Annotated in this window: 17 protein-coding genes; 8 read left to right on the plus strand and 9 right to left on the minus strand. The window is 61.5% G+C overall.

Going from position 1 to position 17,494, the window contains the following annotated elements:
* A partial coding sequence (locus JCM12178_RS18615; protein ID WP_172677073.1) for a hypothetical protein occupies nucleotides 1–1,061 on the plus strand: 1,061 nt, incomplete at its 5' end.
* A gap of 103 nt (nucleotides 1,062–1,164) precedes the next feature.
* Here JCM12178_RS18615 and JCM12178_RS05960 read toward each other — a convergent pair.
* Nucleotides 1,165–1,521: a hypothetical protein gene (locus JCM12178_RS05960; protein WP_054649625.1), complete on the minus strand. Its 357-nt coding sequence runs from the start codon at nucleotides 1,519–1,521 to the stop codon at nucleotides 1,165–1,167.
* 42 nt (nucleotides 1,522–1,563) lie between these two features.
* On the opposite strand from JCM12178_RS05960, the gene JCM12178_RS05965 reads away from it, so the two are divergent.
* On the plus strand, nucleotides 1,564–1,815 hold the full coding sequence (locus JCM12178_RS05965; protein WP_054649627.1) for a WYL domain-containing protein: 252 nt from the start codon (nucleotides 1,564–1,566) through the stop codon (nucleotides 1,813–1,815).
* A gap of 202 nt (nucleotides 1,816–2,017) precedes the next feature.
* Here JCM12178_RS05965 and JCM12178_RS05970 read toward each other — a convergent pair whose 3' ends face one another.
* Entirely contained in the window at nucleotides 2,018–3,292 is a 1,275-nt protein-coding gene (locus JCM12178_RS05970) for a terminase large subunit domain-containing protein (protein WP_054649629.1), read from the minus strand.
* Between the two features lie 52 nt (nucleotides 3,293–3,344).
* Here JCM12178_RS05970 and JCM12178_RS05975 point away from each other — a divergent pair, with 52 nt between their 5' ends.
* On the plus strand, nucleotides 3,345–4,256 hold the full coding sequence (locus JCM12178_RS05975; RefSeq protein WP_054649631.1) for a tetratricopeptide repeat protein: 912 nt from the start codon (nucleotides 3,345–3,347) through the stop codon (nucleotides 4,254–4,256).
* On the opposite strand, the gene JCM12178_RS05980 is transcribed toward JCM12178_RS05975, so the two are convergent.
* Nucleotides 4,253–4,468 carry a hypothetical protein gene (locus tag JCM12178_RS05980; protein ID WP_054649633.1) on the minus strand — a complete coding sequence of 72 codons (216 nt, stop codon included), beginning with the start codon at nucleotides 4,466–4,468 and terminating at the stop codon, nucleotides 4,253–4,255. The genes JCM12178_RS05975 and JCM12178_RS05980 overlap by 4 nt on opposite strands.
* Entirely contained in the window at nucleotides 4,465–4,872 is a 408-nt protein-coding gene (locus JCM12178_RS05985) for a hypothetical protein (RefSeq protein ID WP_054649635.1), read from the minus strand. Before JCM12178_RS05985 ends, JCM12178_RS05980 begins: the two co-directional genes overlap by 4 nt.
* 157 nt (nucleotides 4,873–5,029) lie before the next feature.
* Between JCM12178_RS05985 and JCM12178_RS05990 the strand changes: the two genes are divergently transcribed.
* Nucleotides 5,030–6,226, plus strand: coding sequence for an HD domain-containing phosphohydrolase (locus JCM12178_RS05990; RefSeq protein ID WP_054649637.1), 1,197 nt, complete (start codon nucleotides 5,030–5,032; stop codon nucleotides 6,224–6,226).
* Between the two features lie 51 nt (nucleotides 6,227–6,277).
* On the opposite strand, the gene JCM12178_RS05995 is transcribed toward JCM12178_RS05990, so the two are convergent.
* From JCM12178_RS05995 to JCM12178_RS06005, 3 genes are read right to left on the minus strand one after another with little or no spacing between them, the layout of a single operon-like run.
* Nucleotides 6,278–6,565 (minus strand): helix-hairpin-helix domain-containing protein, encoded by a 288-nt coding sequence (locus JCM12178_RS05995; protein WP_083465758.1) that lies wholly within the window; start codon nucleotides 6,563–6,565, stop codon nucleotides 6,278–6,280.
* A gap of 2 nt (nucleotides 6,566–6,567) precedes the next feature.
* A complete protein-coding gene (gene hemC / locus JCM12178_RS06000; RefSeq protein ID WP_054649639.1) occupies nucleotides 6,568–7,497 on the minus strand; it encodes a hydroxymethylbilane synthase in 930 nt (309 codons plus the stop codon).
* 21 nt (nucleotides 7,498–7,518) lie between these two features.
* Entirely contained in the window at nucleotides 7,519–7,761 is a 243-nt protein-coding gene (locus JCM12178_RS06005) for an FmdB family zinc ribbon protein (RefSeq protein ID WP_054649641.1), read from the minus strand.
* A gap of 189 nt (nucleotides 7,762–7,950) precedes the next feature.
* On the opposite strand from JCM12178_RS06005, the gene JCM12178_RS06010 reads away from it, so the two are divergent.
* Both JCM12178_RS06010 and JCM12178_RS06015 read left to right on the plus strand, forming a co-directional pair.
* Entirely contained in the window at nucleotides 7,951–8,835 is an 885-nt protein-coding gene (locus JCM12178_RS06010) for a tetratricopeptide repeat protein (protein WP_054649643.1), read from the plus strand.
* A 100-nt stretch (nucleotides 8,836–8,935) separates the two neighbouring features.
* On the plus strand, nucleotides 8,936–9,415 hold the full coding sequence (locus JCM12178_RS06015) for a hypothetical protein (protein WP_054649645.1): 480 nt from the start codon (nucleotides 8,936–8,938) through the stop codon (nucleotides 9,413–9,415).
* Here the strand turns inward: JCM12178_RS06015 and JCM12178_RS06020 are convergent.
* Nucleotides 9,400–10,410 carry a YheT family hydrolase gene (locus JCM12178_RS06020; RefSeq protein WP_439646695.1) on the minus strand — a complete coding sequence of 337 codons (1,011 nt, stop codon included), beginning with the start codon at nucleotides 10,408–10,410 and terminating at the stop codon, nucleotides 9,400–9,402. The two genes, JCM12178_RS06015 and JCM12178_RS06020, sit on opposite strands and share 16 nt — an antisense overlap.
* Before the next feature lie 37 nt (nucleotides 10,411–10,447).
* Here JCM12178_RS06020 and JCM12178_RS06025 point away from each other — a divergent pair, with 37 nt between their 5' ends.
* Entirely contained in the window at nucleotides 10,448–11,461 is a 1,014-nt protein-coding gene (locus tag JCM12178_RS06025) for a heparan-alpha-glucosaminide N-acetyltransferase domain-containing protein (protein WP_054649647.1), read from the plus strand.
* A gap of 60 nt (nucleotides 11,462–11,521) precedes the next feature.
* Nucleotides 11,522–15,061 (plus strand): ABC transporter substrate binding protein, encoded by a 3,540-nt coding sequence (locus JCM12178_RS06030; protein WP_054649649.1) that lies wholly within the window; start codon nucleotides 11,522–11,524, stop codon nucleotides 15,059–15,061.
* Here JCM12178_RS06030 and JCM12178_RS06035 read toward each other — a convergent pair.
* Entirely contained in the window at nucleotides 15,058–17,352 is a 2,295-nt protein-coding gene (locus tag JCM12178_RS06035) for a PAS domain S-box protein (RefSeq protein WP_054649651.1), read from the minus strand. The two genes, JCM12178_RS06030 and JCM12178_RS06035, sit on opposite strands and share 4 nt — an antisense overlap.
* Nucleotides 17,353–17,494 lie beyond the last annotated feature (142 nt).

A 17,494-nucleotide genomic window follows, 5' to 3' on the forward strand; every position in this document is an offset into this window, starting at 1 on the left:
CCGGCTCTGCGGGCAGACTCTCGGCTCCGCCAGTGGGTCTCTCCCCCATCGTCGGCGCGGGCGGCGCCATTACCGTCCCGCCCCTCGGCTTTGGCGCGGCACCCGACATCTCCGGCTATACGCCAGTCAGCCCGAGCGGCTACGTACGTCCGCACAAGATGACCGACTGGCACGGCCCCGGCATCGGCCACACTTTGAACTGGCCCGCCAAGAACACCCAGCGCATCGTGGAAGAGAAGGGCTGGGAACCTGAAGAGACCGACTTCCTGTGGATTCCCGTGGGCAGCGGCTACGCATCGGCCAACATGCTCGACACCGTCAAGGGCGGCCAGCCGCCGACCAAGGAAGAAGCCAAGGGCGGCGCATACTACGATTTCAGCAACACGAACTCGTACATCAACAACAGCACCAGCGACATCACCATGGACAACGGCGTGACCGAAAACATCACGCGCGAGTTCAACCCGGACTACAGCACCCGGCGCAACATCAACACCGAAAACGTTGAAGAACTGAACCAGAACATCGACAGCTCCAGCGACACCACCATGGACCTGTCCGAAACCAACGTCGAGAACAACAAGACCGAGAACAAGCAGATAACCCAGAACGAGCACACCTCGAACCTGAGCTATGAAACGCAGGCCCACTACGACAGCGAGACCAACTTCGTGAACGACGTGGACCAGCACCGCACGAGCAACGTGGAAAACCGCGAGATCAAGAACGTGGACGCCTCCACCACGGAATTCGCGCATGACACGAACATCACCAACCGTCCGGACAACTCCACCACCTACAACATTCAGGAGAGCAGCCGGACTTACAACGAGGACAGCTCTCGGCAGGTGGTCAACAATGTCGAGGACCTTGACACCCACACCACTGAATACACCTTCGTGGATCAGGACCTCTCTTCCACCCGCTCCGTGCACACCACCGAGACCAATTTCAACAGCGAAACCCACCCGAACTTCGACTTCAGCATGTCCATGGACATCACCCACGTGAACCGTCAGGCTCCCGAGCTGGGCGGCAACGTCATGGCCCTCTCGGCCTAGCACCTCGATCACGCTCCGCAGTAAAGGCGGAAACCATTCCGTGGATACGTGCGCCCACCGCCCGAAAAACGGGCCGCCGGAACATTGTCCGACGGCCCGAAAGCTACAGTTCCAGCGTGGCGGTCTGCACCACGCCGATATTCCCGAATCCGAACAGGCCCACGAATTTTGCCCAGCGCGGGTCCGGGTGTTGCCCGGCCTCGGCTTTCAGCCCGATGAGCCGCCGTTTGCCGCGCCTGCGGGCCTCGGCCTTGACCCACTCCAGATCGCTGGTCATCGAACGCCGCGCCTGCGGTCCCCAGCGGACCGCCTCAAGATGCAGCTCCATGTCCTCGCCGCTCTCGGCAAGCGCCACCCACGCGAACAGGCCTTCCTCGTCCTCGGCCCGAAACCACTCGTACCGCTCCGGCGAGGGGAAGCCCTGGAAGGGCTGGGGTGCTTTTCTATTTTTTATTAGCAAAACAATACTCCACATGCTATCAGTATAAAAAAGGAGGGCCACATGGTCACGAAAATAGCTCAAGCCATCAGAAACAGACAAATCTTGATCTGCCAGTATAACGGAGGCGAAAGGATCGTTGAGCCACATTGCGTCGGCTACGGCAGGGAGCAGCAGCCATTGCTTCGTTGCTACCAGACGGCAGGGCATAGCGAGAGTGGTAGACTGGGCTGGAAACTCTTTCGCGTTGACCGGATTGATGAGTTGACCAATAACGGTGAAACCTTTGAGGGCCCCCGCCAAGGCTACAACTGACGGGGACAAGGCTATTCCTGAAGTCGTCGAGATGCTTTAGCCTTCTCGACCCCGCAGTCACACTTGCCCGCCCTTTGTGCGGGCAAGTTGTGCAGCGAACAGTCACTCATGTGAAACGTCCTGTCAGGGCACGTTTTGCAAATTCTGCAAAGATCATCCCTTGTCCTGTCCCCGCGAGGACAGTTGTTGATGCAGTTTTCCATTAGTTCCTCCTGAATGGGTTGTAGTCGTTGTTCGTTCTCCCGGGACGCACGCCCGCCCGTTCCTCACGAAATCCCACCGCAAAGTAGCGGAAGGCGTCCACGGCGTGGCTGGTCCAATCGTGAACCGGACGGGGCGTGAAGTCTCCGACGCGTTCGTTGAATTCGCGCCGGTAATGGCGCAGGGCGTCGATGCCCGCCTCGCAACGTGCTGCATCAAACCGAAAGCGCGGCAGCACCTGCCGCACCGCGTTGATGCCGTCCTGCACCGGGATGTTCGGGCAGATGTCGAAGCGGATGCCGAGCTTGAGGGCCGTTTCCAGCCGGGACCGGCCCGTGCCGAGCTCGCGCACCCGGATGTCGTGCGGGGCGATGTGGCGGCCGTATTTGTACCCCTTGCCGTCCAGCACCTTGGCGTAATGATCCAGCCCCTGACCGGTGGCCTCGTAGTAATCCACGGCGCGAAACTCCCCGCCCGGCCCCGCCTGTACGAACCAGATGGCCGTGGAGTCGCTCATCCCGAGGTCCCATGCAGTGTGGACCGGCATGACCGGGTCCACCGGAACCGCGCCGATGCGCCCGTCCCGTTCGGTGTCGGCCATGAGTCCGCCGAAGTATGCGCCGCGAATGGCTGCGGTGAACGAGCACTCGAACTCCTGTTCATATTCTTCCGGGCTCATCTCCCGCCGCGCCGCCTGCAACTCCGCATCGTCCAGCACGCCCGTCTCCGAGGCGCGAAACATTGCCGCGTACCATTCATCGTCCAGTTGCGCCCGCTTCCAGAGCTCATAGAGGGCGTTCTTGCCCTGCGGCGTTCCGATGAACATGCCCCACCCTTTGCGGTCCGAAAGCGCGGGCCGCACCACTTCGCTCCAGATGCGGTAAGGCATCTGGGCCACTTCATCGAAAACCACCGCGTCGAGGTAGAGACCGCGCAGCGAGTCCGGGTTTTCCGCGCCGAAGAGCCGGATGCGCGCGCCGCTTGCAAAATCCGCCCGCAGCTCGGACTCGTTGAATTTCACGTCGCAGCCATCCAGCCCCAGCCCGCAGAAATGCTTGAGGTGATCCCAAACCACGGCCTTGGCCTGTTTATAGAGCGGCGCGATATACGCGCCCCGCCAGTCCGGCAACGTGGTGCGCCGGGCCTCCTGTATCAGGCGGTTGACGGAAAGCACGGTCTTGCCGAAACGGCGGTGGCAGACCAGAACGGAAAACCTCGCAAGATTTTGTTCGATCCGCGCCTGATGCTTTCTCGGTGTATAGAGTTCGTCCATCATGTCCTTCTTTCTTCACGTTGACGCCCGGCCCCGCCGGGAGTATCCCCAACGGATGTTCGCACGTCTCACGATTGTTCTCCTCATTGCCGCGTCGCTTCTCTCCGGCTGTGTTCTCAAGCGCATCGTCAACAAGGGCGAGGTGGAGCACCACCCCATGTCCGAGCAGGACCGGCGGGAAGCCACGGCCTCCCAGAAGGTCTCGGAAGCCCTCTCCATGTTTCACGAAGGCGACTTCCTCGACCGCGAAAGCGCCATCGGCATCCTCACCGAGGCCGTGCATCTGGACCCGGAAAACTTCGACGCCCGGTTCTACAGAGGGCTGGCCTATCTCCGCTCCGGCCTGCCGCAACCCGCTGAACGGGACCTGAGAAAGGCCGTGGATATCAAGCCCTCGGACGCCAAGGCGCGCTATCTGCTCGGGTACACGCTCTTTGAGCTCGGCAAGTCGCAGGAGGCCATCAAGGCCCTGACCGGAGCCATCGAGAAGAACCCCTCATTCTCCGAAGCCTATGCCCAGCGAGCCACGATCCATTCACGGCTCGGCGACCACGAGCGCGCCATCGAGGACTACCATCAGTCCATCGCCCTCGCGCCCGGGGCCTTTGATCCGTGGTTCAGCCTCGGCGTGGCCCTGCTTGAGCTCAAACGCCATGACGAGGCCTACCGGGCCTTTTCCGAGGCCATGTCCCTGCGCCCGGACTCGGGTGCCGCCTTTGAGGGGCGCGCCCGTGCGCTCACCGGACTCGGCCGGTTCGAGGAGGCTGCCCGCGACATGCACTTCGCCCTGTCCATCAATCCTGAAAACACCGAACTGCGCGCCCTCTACGCCGAGGCACTTGAGAAGTCCGGCGACAAGGGCGGCGCGCTGCGCGAATACCGCCGGGCAGAAGCCCAGTTCTCCCGTCAGGGGGAGACTGACGATGCCGCGCGCATGAGCGCCGCCATCAAACGCCTGACCCGCTAGCGAAACACATCGTAGAGCAGGCGCACGCCAAGTCCGGTCACGCAGGCCATGCAGCCCCAGAGCATCCGTTCCAGCGTGCGGATGCGTTCGCGGTGCGAGTGGCACCGCCTTGTGTCGTTGATCTCGCGAATGTCCTCCTGAACCGCCCGGACCCGCTCGTCGATGCGAACCAGAAGCTCCCGGACCTCCTGCGCCGACTCCGCCGGGGTCATGACCGGCCTCCGAGGGCGTCGCGCAGGCCGCGCGCCATGCCGGGCAGATAGTCCCCGATCTTCTTGACGCCCAGCACCGCGGCCACGATCCAGAAGGTTATCTCCAGAAACCACTGGGGCAGCAGCTCCCACGCGCGGATGACCTCGCCCGCCTTCTCGGGGAACACCCCGCTCCAGATGAAAAATCCGATCCATGCGAAAAAGAGCACGTCGTCCTTCCAGCCGGTGTTTTCCAACTGGCGCATCTCCCATTCGTGATTGAACTCGCGGTCGCTGGACGCCAACCGCATCCTGTTCTCCATGACCGTCTTCTTGAGTTCCTGCCGCTGCCTGAGGTGTCCGGTCACGCCGTCCACCACGGTGGAGAAGAGCCCGGCCAGCGCGGCCACAATGCCCACTGCCATGATTTACCTCCCGTTTTCGGGGTTTTCTCCCCGGCCCGGCAAGTATGACACGGGTTTTTCGGTCAGGAAGAAAACGCCCTCCCAGAGGAAGAAAAAGGCATGGACTTTCCTATTGACAGGGTCTTGAAAAAGGGGTCAGGCTTCAAAAGGACGTATTATGCACGTAAAAATCATCGACCTCATGGTCGGCATTTCCGGCGCGCTGGACCTCATCAGTCCCGAAGTGGTTGGACACCACAGACGCACGGCCGAAATCGCCACCACACTGGCCCATTCCCTGAACCTGCCTGAAAAGGATCTCGGCGACCTTTATCTGGCCGCTCTGCTCCACGACATCGGTGCGTTCAGCCTCAAGAGCCGCATCGACGCCCTTGACTTCGAGTTCTCCGACATCCGACACGCCGAGCTGGGCTACCGGCTCGTGGCCCGGGTTCCGCACCTGCAGCGCCCGGCCCGGCTCATCCGCCTGCATCACACTCCGTGGAACGGCATCGGCGAGGACGTCCCGGCGGACGAGGCCCTGCTGGCCAACATCCTGAACCTCGCAGACCGCGTTGACGCCGCCGACGGGCAGCCCGAACACATCGACCGCCTGCACCGGCTCTCCGGTACGGTCTTTTCGCCGCGCACCCTGAGCACCCTGACCCGGGACATTCTGATCCTGCACCACAAGCTCGGCAGCGGCAGCAAGGGCAGTTGGAAAGACACCCTCGAAGACACCATCATTCCGCAGAGCGAACTTCTGGACTTTGCCGACGCCTTTTCGCACGTCATCGACTTCCGGAGCCGCTTCACCGCCACGCACTCCTGCGGCGTTGCCGAGACAGCAGCGGCGCTCGGCAGGCTTGCCGGGCTGAGTGAAACAGAAACCCGCACCCTCAAGCTCGCTGGGCTCCTGCACGACATCGGCAAACTCGCCGTCCCCTCGGAGATCATCGAGAAAAAGGGCGGACTGACGGACAGTGAATTCGAAATAGTCAGAAGCCATCCGGGAATCTGTGAAACCATTCTGTCAGGCATCTCCGGCTTTGCCGACATCTCCCACTGGGCCTGCCAGCACCATGAGCGGCTCAACGGACGCGGATATCCGCACGGCCTGCTCGCAAGCCAGCTTTCCACCGGCTCGCGGATCATGGCAGTTGCCGACGTGTTCACCGCCCTGACCGAAGACCGTCCATACCGCGCAGGCATGAGCAAGTCTCAGGCTCTGGAAGTCCTGGGCTCCATGAGCACCAGCGGTTTCCTCGACCCGACCCATGTCTCGCTGCTGCACAAGCACTACGAAAACATCGACACCATCAGGGTCGAATCGCAAAGTGTTGCCATGAAGCGATTCTGCTCTCTGGCGGCCTAGCCTCCCCTGAACAGACAAATAAAAAGGCCCGCCGAAGCGGGCCGTACATTGTCATGCTTTTTCGATGATCTCGGTGTCTTTCCAGTTCCACCACTTGAGTTTGTCGGGGTCGTGGAAGGTATGTGAGGCGTAATATACCGCGCAGCGGAACACGTAGAGAACGCAGCGGTCCACGTGCTCGCCCATGAGGGCCATGAGGCTGCGATAGATGGCCTCTGGGTCCTGATCCCGCAAATCCTCCACCCGGCGAAACCCGAGGTCGTAGAGATCCTGCGCGATGCTTCTGCCCACCCCCGGAATCCGGGTCAGCTCATCCATGGCTGCCGCGTGTTCGTCCACGGCTAGCAACGCTCGTAGACTTCGTCGAGAATCTCCTTGGCACCGGCGGCAAGCACCTTGTCGGCAAGACGGGAACCGATGTCCCACGCCTCGTCCACCGGGCCGGAGAGTTCCATGCGGATGGGCCGGGAGCCGTCCACGTCGGCCACGAAGCCCACAAGGGTGATGCTCTCGCCGTCCAGACGGGACCACGCCGCGATGGGCACCTGACAGCCGCCGTCGAGGCCGGTCAGGAAACCGCGCTCGGCCAGCACCTGATGCTTGGTGGCCTGATGGTCGAGGAAGGCGAGCATGTCCTGCACTTCCTTGTCCTCGATGCGGTATTCGATACCGAGCGCGCCCTGCGCCACGGCCGGGAGGAACTCCGGCGGGCCGAGGATTTCGACCTTGGGCGCGGAAATTTCGAGACGGTTGAGGCCTGCGGTGGCCACCACGATGGCGTCGAACTGGCCGTCGATGAGCTTGCCCACGCGGGTGTCGAGGTTGCCGCGCAGGGACTCGATGGTCAGGTCCGGCCGCAGATAAAGAAGCTGGGACTGGCGGCGCAGGCTGCTGGTGCCGACCACGGCCCCCTGGGGCAGGTTCTTCAGGCCGTCGTACTTGACGGAAAGAAGCGAGTCGGTGGCTGCCTCGCGCTCGGGGATGATGCCGACCTCAAGGCCTTCGGGCAGTTCGGTGGGCACGTCCTTCATGGAATGCACGGCGATGTCCGCGCGTCCGTCGAGGAGCGCTTCCTCGATCTCCTTCACGAAAAGGCCCTTGCCGCCGACCTTGGCCAGCGGGACGTCGAGGATCTTGTCGCCTTTGGTCTTGATCTTGAGCAGTTCGACCTCAAGGCCTTCGTGCTCGGCCCGGAGCAGTGCGGAAATGTGCTCGGCCTGCCAGAGGGCGAGCTTGGAGCCTCTGGTGGCGATGGTGATTTTCTGTTTCATGTCGCTCGGGATGTAAGAAGTCTAGCCGCAGCTGGAGCAGTCGCCGCCGACGCAGCCTGCACAGCCTGACGGCGCGCTGGGCGCTGCGGTCGATTCGGATTCGGTTTCGGGAGCGGCTCCGCCCATGCGGGTCCTGCAGGCGGAGATGAGCTTTTCGGTCGCGCCGGACTTGCACTCCGAGCACGCCGGGATTTCGTCATGACTGAAGACCAGTTCCTCGAACTCCTTGCCGCAATCCTTGCAAACGTATTCATATATGGGCATTGATTCCCCCGTGTCGGTTACTCTTCGCGCGCCGGGCGCGGTGTTTCTGCTTATCGGAAAAGACTCCGGCTGGCAACGTCCGGGAAACAATGGTAAGACTTCGGACACAAATGTCCACACGCTTTTTCAGCATTATACTGGCATTTTGACGTCCTCCCCTGTACTCGTAGCTTTCAGGACGAGCAAATAATGCAGAGAAAACCGCCGCGTTTACCCCCCAATGAGCCGGACTTCGGACATCAGGGCATCGACAGCCTCGACGAGCTGGTCCGGTGTGCCTTTTCCACCACCCGGGAGTTGACCATCGGCACCGGCACCACCAAGCGCAAGCAGGACAGCAAGATCCTCTGGATGGTGGAGCAGCAGGCCGAGGACGCTTACGCGGTGCGCAAGATCAACTCCCAGTTCGTGCCCGTAGGGGAAGAAACCATCATCACTGGCGACAAGCTCTTCCGTGAATTCACCCCTGAGGTGGAGATACACCTCACCAAGGTGGAGCCCGCCATGGTCAAGCTGCACCGCACGCTTGAACGCGGGGACCTGCACCGGCTGGTAGGAGAGCGCGACGAGGCCGAACTCGAATACAGCAGCGCGCTGGAGATCGACGAACTCAACGTCCGGGCCATCTTCGGCCTCGGCATCGTTCTGGCCCAGCGCGGGGCCAAGCGCCGGGCAAAGGCGGTCTTCCGGGACATCGTCAAGCTCGACGCCGCCTTCAACGAAGAGCACAAACACCTCTTCAACGAGTTCGGCATCAGCCTGCGCAAGGCGAAACTCTTCGACGAGGCCGTGCAGTACTACACCCGGGCCATGGAGCTCACCGAGAGCGACGACCACCTGCACTACAACATGGCGCGCGTCCACTACGAGCTTGGGCAATGGGGCGAATGCGCCGACCACCTCGACCACAGCCTGCGGCTCAACGGAGAGCTGGAAGAGGCGGTCATGCTCTGCAAGCTCATCCTCGCCATGCATCTGGACAGGAAGGTCCTCGACAAATACGGCAAGCCGCCCATACCTGACGAGGTCGGCAAGCTGGTGGACGAACTGATCAAGGACGGGAGCCGGACATGAAACTCGACATAACGCTGGTCGGCAACTACTTCGCCCTCGGCCTCCTGCATCTCAGGCGCCCCACCATCAAGGCGGGCGTGAGCGCCTTCGGGAGCAGACGATGGGGAGAACTCCTGAACGGCATAGCTACGGGCCGGAACCGGAGAAGCTGCAGCAGGCCGTGGAAACGGCCATCGGCAAGCGCCTCGACGTGCCCTACAGCGGCGGCGGGGTCTGCCTTGACGACCAGTTCGGCATGGAGGTCTTCGTGGACAGCGAAGAGCACCCCTATGAACACGTGGACGGAAAATCCCGCATGATCCGGCTCGCCAGCTTCATGCGCGGCTTCACGAAGAACGACATGCTCTGCGAATGCAAGGCTACCGGCATCGGCTCGCTTGTCTGCCGCTGGAAGGACGTGGGCACGTTCGACGAGCGCAAGATCCGGCTCGAATACGACGACCTGCGTCAGGTCATCGGTTCCAACGATCCCTTCGAGGTGGTGACAGGCGTGACCTATGACGGCCATGAGCCCGACGTTCTACGCCGTGACGACGGCGAGGGCCTCAATCCCGAAAAACCCGTCTACCGCATCTCCTGATCCGCGGCAAAGAACGCCGCGAGGCGTCTGTCCGACCAGTACAGGTCTCCGCCGAAGGCCACGAATCCCACATGCCCGCCGTGTCGAGGCGTTTCCAGCAGCAGGTTCCGGTTCGTCCGGGCCGCCCGCTCCGGGTAGCACGACGCCGACAGAAACGGATCGTCACAGGCGTTGACCAGCAGCGTGGGCACACCGACATTCTCCAGGAACTGCAACGACGAGCTGCGGGCGTAGTAATCCTGCGCTCCGTCGAACCCGTGCAGTGGCGCGGTGTAGCGGTCGTCATAGACCTCGAAGGTACGAATGTCGTCCAGCCCGTGGAGGGAGATGTCGAGCTCCGGAAATCGTGCCGCCTTCTCGCGGACCTTTTCTCTGAGGCCGCGCAGAAAATAGGCCATGTAGACGCGGTTTGCCGGGCGTCCCATGACCTCTGCGGCTCCGGAGAGGTGGCAGGGCACGGAAAAGACCACGGCCCGGCGCACTTCGTCAGGCACAAGGTCGGGGTTCTCGCCGAGATACTTGAGGGTCTGGTTGCCGCCCATGCTGAAGCCCACCAGCCCGGCTTCGGCGTACCCGCCCCGCTCCAGCGTGTGGGTCAGCACGGTATGCAGGTCGTCCGTGACGCCGGAGTGATAGAGCCTCGGCAAACGGTTGGGCTCGCCGGAGCAGCCCCGGAAGTTCAGATTCACCGTATCCCAGCCCGCACGGTTCAGGGCCAGCGCGGCCCCGGCCACGTACTTGCGCCGGGAGTTGCCCTCCAGCCCGTGGGAAATGACCGCCACGCGATCCGACCCCACACGGCTCCAGTCGAGGTCGATGAAGTCGCCGTCAGGTGTTTCGATACGCTCCCGCTCAAAGGAAACAGGAGGGTGAGGGCGGGCCAGCACCGGGAACATGGTCTGCAAATGACCGCTGGTGAAGGGAAACCGGGGATGGTATGATGAGTCGTCGATAATGGGCATGCATTGGGCAATGCCCCATTTGATCCAAGACATCAAGCGCACGCCTTGAAATCGGTGTAGAGGTGCGCTCATGAACAAACACGTTTCCCACGACAGGGTCGCGGCGATGGATGTTGCGCGCGGGTTCGCGGTCCTCTGCATGGTCATGATCCACGTCGAGATGTTTCTCGCGCCAGAAGGCCCGGACCTGATTTCGATGCGCGCCGTGGTCGAATTGCTCGGATCGGTCCCAGCCGCTCCGGTCTTCATGTTCCTGATGGGCGCGTCGCTGGCCTTTTCCTCGCACACCGCGCCGGGACAGCTCATACGGCGCGGCCTGCTGCTCCTTGGCGCAGGATATGCGCTGAACGTGCTGCGGCTCATGCCCGAGGCAGGATATGCGCTGACCAAGGACATCCCGCCCATGGAGGTCCTGCCCCAGATGTACGAAATCGACATCCTGCACTTTGCGGGACTGGCGCTAGTGATTTTCGGTCTCTTCCGGCTGAACCGGCTGGGACGTCCGGGGCTGCTGCTTCTGGCGGCGACAGTCGCCCTGTGCTCCCCCCTGCTCTGGGGGCTGCATACCGGCATACCGCCGGTCGACATGCTGCTGGCCCCGATATGGGGAAAGCGGCCGAACACTTTTTTCCCGCTCTTTCCGTGGCTTGCCTATCCCTTGGTCGGGCTTGCCTTCGGGCGCACGCTGACCTTGGCCGAAGACCGCAGACAGTGTTTGTTCCGCCTTGGCATGGCCGGACTCACGGTCGCCACGGTGACAGGACTGCTACTACTGGCTTTTCCTGATCTCGCCCGCTCGTTCTACCGGCCGTACCCGCTGCTGGTGCTCTTCATCATCGGCTTCGTCCCGTTCTGGACGTGGTGCTGCGGTCTGGTCGCGCCCCTGCGCGCCCTGCGACAGCCCGTCCGGCTTCTGAGCGAGTGGAGCCAAGGCGTCACCGTATTCTACGTGGCCCACTGGATCATCATCGGCTGGATCGCAGTTCTGTCATTCGACATCGAGACCCGTACCGAATTCCTGCTTGTCTCGGCATTTGTCGCGGCTGGCGCGCATTGCGTCATGCGGGCTTGGCGCAAGGAATAACCACACAAAAAATCGACTATTATCATTGCATCTTCGTGTGCTTTGTATAGTAGATATTGAATGACCTTCCGAACCGGATCGGCCCTGCTTCTGGCCGCTGCACTCCTTGCGCTTACCGCGCCTGTGGCCTTCTGCATGGGCAACCGGGCGCTGCTGATCTGCTCGTACCATCCTGCGTTCCCGACATTTTTCAAACAGGCGAAGGGGTTGCACTCCGTCCTCGACCCCGCCGGGGTTCAGCTCGACATCGAGTTCATGGACTCGAAACGTTTCAACACGCCTTCGGACATCAGACGCTTCAAGGGCATGCTGAAGACCAAGCTGAGCGCGCTCGCCAAGTACGACATTCTGCTCACGGCAGACGACAACGCCTTCAACTTCGCCATAGACAACCACGAGGAACTCTTTCCCGGACTCCCTCTCGTCTTCTTCGGTATCAACAATCGCGATAACGCCCTGCGGCGCATCCGGGACAAGGACTATGCAACCGGCGTGTTCGAAGAGCTCTCCATTCGCAGGACCATCGCACTCATCACCGAACTCCTGCCCGAAACGCGAGAGATCATAGCCATATCCGACCCGACACTGACGGGGCAAACCGACCTGCAATCCTTCCTTGAAGAACAGCGGCGGACCAAGGCCAACCTCCGGGCGCTCGACCTCTCAATCCTCAGTTGGGAAGAGCTGGCAGAAAGGCTGAATGGCCTTGAAAAGGGACAGGCCCTGCTTTTGCTCTCGGCCTTTCATGACCGCAGAGGCAGCCTGAAAAGCTTTGAAGAAGGAGCCAAACTCATTCTTGACCATGCACCAGTGCCGATCTTCCACCTGTGGGAGCACGGCGTGGGGCAAGGGCTGGCAGGCGGGCACGTGGTGAGCCACTATAATCAGGGACGTCTCGCAGCCCTCATGGCCACGGAGATTCTTGACGGCCGCTCACCGGACAACGTCCCGGTCATAGACGGGGATGACGCCAACGTCTGCATGCTTGACAGAAAAGTCATGGACCGTTTCAACATGCAAATGCGCCGCCAGCGCCACGACGCCATACTGCTCAACGACACCCCGCCGATCTGGGATCGTCACTGGGCCATCATCCGTACTGGCGGACCGATAATGGTCGTGCTGCTCTTGGCAGTGGGATACCTGCTGTACCTGAACAGGGCGCTGCAAAAAGCCAGAGACAGGCTGCGGGCCAGCGAGACCCGCTACCGCACCTCCATCAACTCCGCGCCCGATGCCGTGTTCATGACGTCCACGGAAGGCTCCATTCTCGAGGCAAATAAGGCTGCATACTCGCTGACAGGGATGGACGAAGCCCGCAGGAGGCTCGAAGGGCGCAGCATCTTTGACCTGCTGCCTCAGGACGAGTGGCAGCGGGCCCGTGAGGCGCTTATCACCCTGAACGAGAAGGGTGTCTATCGAGGCGGGAGCACTTCGCTTGTTTTCGGCAACACGGATCGGTACGCCTATGTGGATGCCGTCAAGATGCCCGAAGGGGCTCTCCTCTGGTTCTGCAAGGATGTTACTGAAATACGGACCGCACAAAAGGCGCTGGAGGAAAGCGAAGCCCGGTTCAGAAGCCTTATCGATCAGGCCGCGGACGCGATCCTGGTGCTGAACATGGGCGGGGAGATCATCACTGCCAACCGCAGCGCGTGCTTTGCCCTCGGATACGGCTCCTCCGAAATTCTGGCCCGCCGCTTCGAGGATCTGGTCCCGGACATGGAACTGGCAAACGGCTGGGGCTCCTGGCCGCAGCAGCCAGAGACTCTGGAGCGCGACCTCAGGCGCAAGGACGGAACAATCCTGCCCGCCGAGATTCGCGTCGGGGGCATCTCATACGGTGGCAAGCACATGTTGCTGGCCATCGCCCGCGACATCACCAAGCGCAGGCGCAACGAGAACCGCATCCTGCGGGAATCCGCGGTGAACCTCGCACAGGCGACCATCGCAAGGGAGCTCACGCAGCCCGACATGAGCCTTGCCGAGATCACCAGACTCATCCTGCAGCACACACTTGAAATCACCGGCAGCGAGCTCGGCTTCGTCGGAACCATCGATCAGGAAAGCGGCGACCTGATCGTGCACACGTTCCGCTATATGATCGAGGATCAGCTGTGCAACATGAAGAAAAAGAATCCGGTCTTCCCCAAACGAAACGGCATTTACCCGGGCCTTTGGGGCGCACCGCTCAACTCGCTGGAACCGCTCCTGACCAACAGCCCGGAAACACATCCGGCCGCCATCGGCATGCCCGAAGGGCACGTTCCCCTTCACCGGTTCGCCAGCGTGCCGGTGGTGCACGAAGGACAGCTCGTGGGGCAGATCGCCGTGGCCAATTCCCCGGAGGATTACACGGATGCCGCCATCAACGCGCTCTCAAGCATGGCCAGCCTGCTGGCACTTGCGCTTAGCCGCAAAAACATGGACGAGGCCATGGTCGCGGCCAAGGAACAGGCCGAGGCCGCCAACCGGGCCAAGAGCGAGTTTCTGGCAAACATGAGTCACGAGATTCGCACCCCCCTCAACGGCATCTTCGGCATGTTGCAACTGGCCCTCTCCGAAGACCTGCAGCCGTCACTGCGTAGGTATCTGGAAACCGCGCTGGAGTCTGGACGCAACCTTCTCGGCGTCATCAACGACATTCTCGACTTCTCCAAGGTCGAAGCGGGCAAAATAGAACTTTTCAAGGAAGACTTCTCGCTGGCCTCCACCGTCTCCTCAGTCATGGAAATGTTCCGGCTCTCGGGAGACCAGCGCAACATCGCGGTCACATGGCATGTGTCACCCGCATTGCCGTCGCTGGTGCATGGGGATGCGGGTCGCGTGCGCCAGATTCTCTTCAACCTCGTGGGCAACGCCATGAAGTTCACGGAACAGGGCTGTGTCTCCGTGGAGTGCCACCCACTGCCCGGCGGCGCGGACGAGGTCAGAATTCTGATGGTCGTCGAGGACACCGGCATCGGTATCCCCGATGACAAGCTGGAGGATATCTTCGAGGCCTTCTCGCAGGTGGACGGCTCTCACAGTCGGCGCTATCAGGGCTCCGGTCTGGGCTTGCCCATCGTTCGCCGCTTCGCGCAGCTGATGAAGGGGGACGCGCTCCTTGAAAGCGAACTGAACGAGGGCACGAGCGCACTGATATGCCTTTCGCTTGAGCAGGCCATGGGCCGCGCCGAGGCGGATCCCCTTCAAATCTCGGATGCGTCAAGGCTTACGGGCCTCAAAATTCTTCTGGTGGAAGACGAACGCGTGAACAGGCTTGCCGCAAGCAAGATGCTGGAGCAGGCAGGGCACGAAGTGCTTACCGCGGAAAACGGACGGAAAGCTTTGGCTGTACTCGCCGAAACCAAGCTCGACGTAATTCTCATGGATATCCAGATGCCGGAAATGGACGGCATGGAGGCAACTCGAACCATCCGCGAAGACAACGTGGGAGGACAGGGCGACATCCCCATCATCGCCCTGACGGCCCATGCGCTCAAGGGTGACAAGCAGGCGTTCCTCGCCGCAGGCATGGACGGATACATCGCCAAGCCGGTGCAGAACGACGACTTTGACGCCGAATTGCAACGCGTGCTTGGAAACAGGTCCGACTAACCGTTGAGGGGCAGGAGGATTGTGAAAGTGCTTCCCCGTCCGAGAGCGGAGACGACCTCGATGCTTCCACCATAGTGGTCAACGATTTCACGGGCAATAGTCAACCCGAGACCGGAGCCGCGCCGCGTGCGCCGGAGCGTGTCGCCCTGCTCCACGCGATGAAAGCTTTCGAAGATGCGGTCCAGTTCGTCTTCCGGAATACCCCTGCCCGTGTCATTGATCTCGATGCGCACCTGCGCATCCTCGACGTTCACCAGAAGCGAAACAGTACCGTTTTCGGTGAACCTCGCGGCGTTGTTGACCAGGTTGAGCACGGCCTGCTCCAGCCGCACGGGATCAAGTCGCATGGTCGGCAGCGCGGCGGGCATGTCCCATTCAAACGCGACGTCCTCATTTTCGCTGAACAGCCGCTCGCCTGCGGCAACAGCTCCTTCCAACGCCTTGCCGAGGTCGACGTCCTCATCGCGCCACTGCATCTCGCCGCTTTCCAACTGCGTAAGGTCAAGAAAATCGTTCACCAGCTTGGTCAGGTGCTCGCCCTCTTCCTCCACAATGCCGAGTTTGCGCTCCAGTCTGCGCGCGGCAGCGCTGGACTGATCACAGGAGTCGCCTGCGGAGAGAACGGCCTCCACATCCTTTCTGAGCAGCTTTGAAAAACCGATAATCGAGGTCAGGGGAGTGCGAAGATCGTGGGAGACCGTTGTCAGCATGGATGATTTCATCTGGTCCAGCTGCAACAGCCGGGTTCTTGCTTCGTCCAGTTCACGCGTCTTTCCGGCAAGTGCGTGGCTCCTGTCCTTCAGGTCTTCAGCCATCTTGAGGTTGGCCTGCAACTCCTGCTCCTGAAGGCGGCGCTTTTCTGTGACGTCCAGCATCATGGCCAGATCGGCAGGCTCCCCGCCGTGGTGGACCGTGCGGGAGAAAATCTCCACCCAACAGGTGCTGCCATCCTTGCGCAGCCCCCGGAAAACATAATTCTCCCTGACGTCGGGCTTTCCTTCCTGCTTGCGCTCCATCTGTTCGGCAACCATGAGACGGTCATCCGGGTGGATGATCGAAAGCACGTCGTCGGGAGCAAAAGCCAGCAGCTCGGCCCGCGTATAGCCGAATATCTTTGCCATGGCCCTGTTGACGTACTCGAACCGGCCATTGCGCAACACGCAAATGCCGAGCAGGGCTTGGTCAGTATAGATCCGAAACCGCTCCTGACTCTCAAGCAGGTCACGGCGGGCCAGTCCCTGCTCCAACGCCCTGTGCAGCCGGTCACCCATGGCACGAAAGAGCGCCTTCTCCCGTTCGGTCCAAACCCGATCGCACGAGCACTGGTGAAGCCCGAACAGCCAATGGGTGCCGTCATCGGTTCTGATGGACATGGCCAACATGCTGCGCACTGAAAAACTGGCCGCCAGCATGGCCGGGACCGACACCTTGCCGCCAAGCTCCGCTGCCGTGGGCTCCTCGTTTCGCAACACCACGTCCAAAAAATACTTGTCGGAATCGGCTATGGAGTATTCGCCTCCCACGCTGGCAAGACCCGGATAATCCATGGCCGTGCGCTCCGCCGGAATCTCCCACGACTGCAAGTCTTCACTCGTTGCGCGCATGAGCCACGCCCTGTCCGAACCGAGCGCCTGCCGGACGACTTCGAGCGCCCTGCCCGCGGCATCCTCCAGACTCCCCCCGCATCCGAGCGCGTGCTCAAGGGACTCCATGGCCTCACGGTGCCAGCGCAGGTCCTCGTGCTCACGCTCTGCTTCCTTGCGGGACATGATGTCCACGACAAGCGCATCCACAAGCACCGTATCGCCTTCACGCACAACTTGGCCCCGCTCCTGCAGCCAGCGCAACGAGCCGTCTTTGTGAATCATGCGATATTCGATCTCGTAGGCGTCCTCAGCCTCGACGGCCTTCCGGACAGCCGCAGCCACCGAGGCTCGGTCATCTGGATAAATGAACGGAAGGTAGGCTCCCCGATCCATGAAGCGCTCTTGGGAAAAGCCGGTCAGCGCCTCAATCTGGCTGCCCATATACCGAAGCGTCCGCTCCTCGTCCGGCTGGCAGCGCAAGACCATGCCGGGCACGTTTGCGGCAACGGTGGCCAACGGATCACTGACGGCGACGCTTGCAACCCCGGCATCATCCTGCCTCTTGAGCAGCCCGAACCCGGCGGCAGCCGCAGCGCCGATCGCGGTCAGGCCCCCAGCGGCATGACCAGGCAGCGCAAAGCACAACACCGCAGACGAAGCGGCAAGCACGCATGATGCGGCAAACCAAGGCTGGCGCGAACTCATGGGGACAGCTCCTCCGGTTGATTCCCGACGAGATTAGCAATGTTTTCATGGAAATGCCATCACAGGATTGTCCTCGAAATAATGGACTCGGATTCATCTGACGTGCTATGCGCATTCATGCGGGACCAATCGACATACGAGA

The organism is Salidesulfovibrio brasiliensis JCM 12178 (assembly GCF_001311825.1).
In the GTDB taxonomy this organism is placed as follows: Bacteria; Desulfobacterota; Desulfovibrionia; order Desulfovibrionales; family Desulfovibrionaceae; genus Pseudodesulfovibrio; species Pseudodesulfovibrio brasiliensis.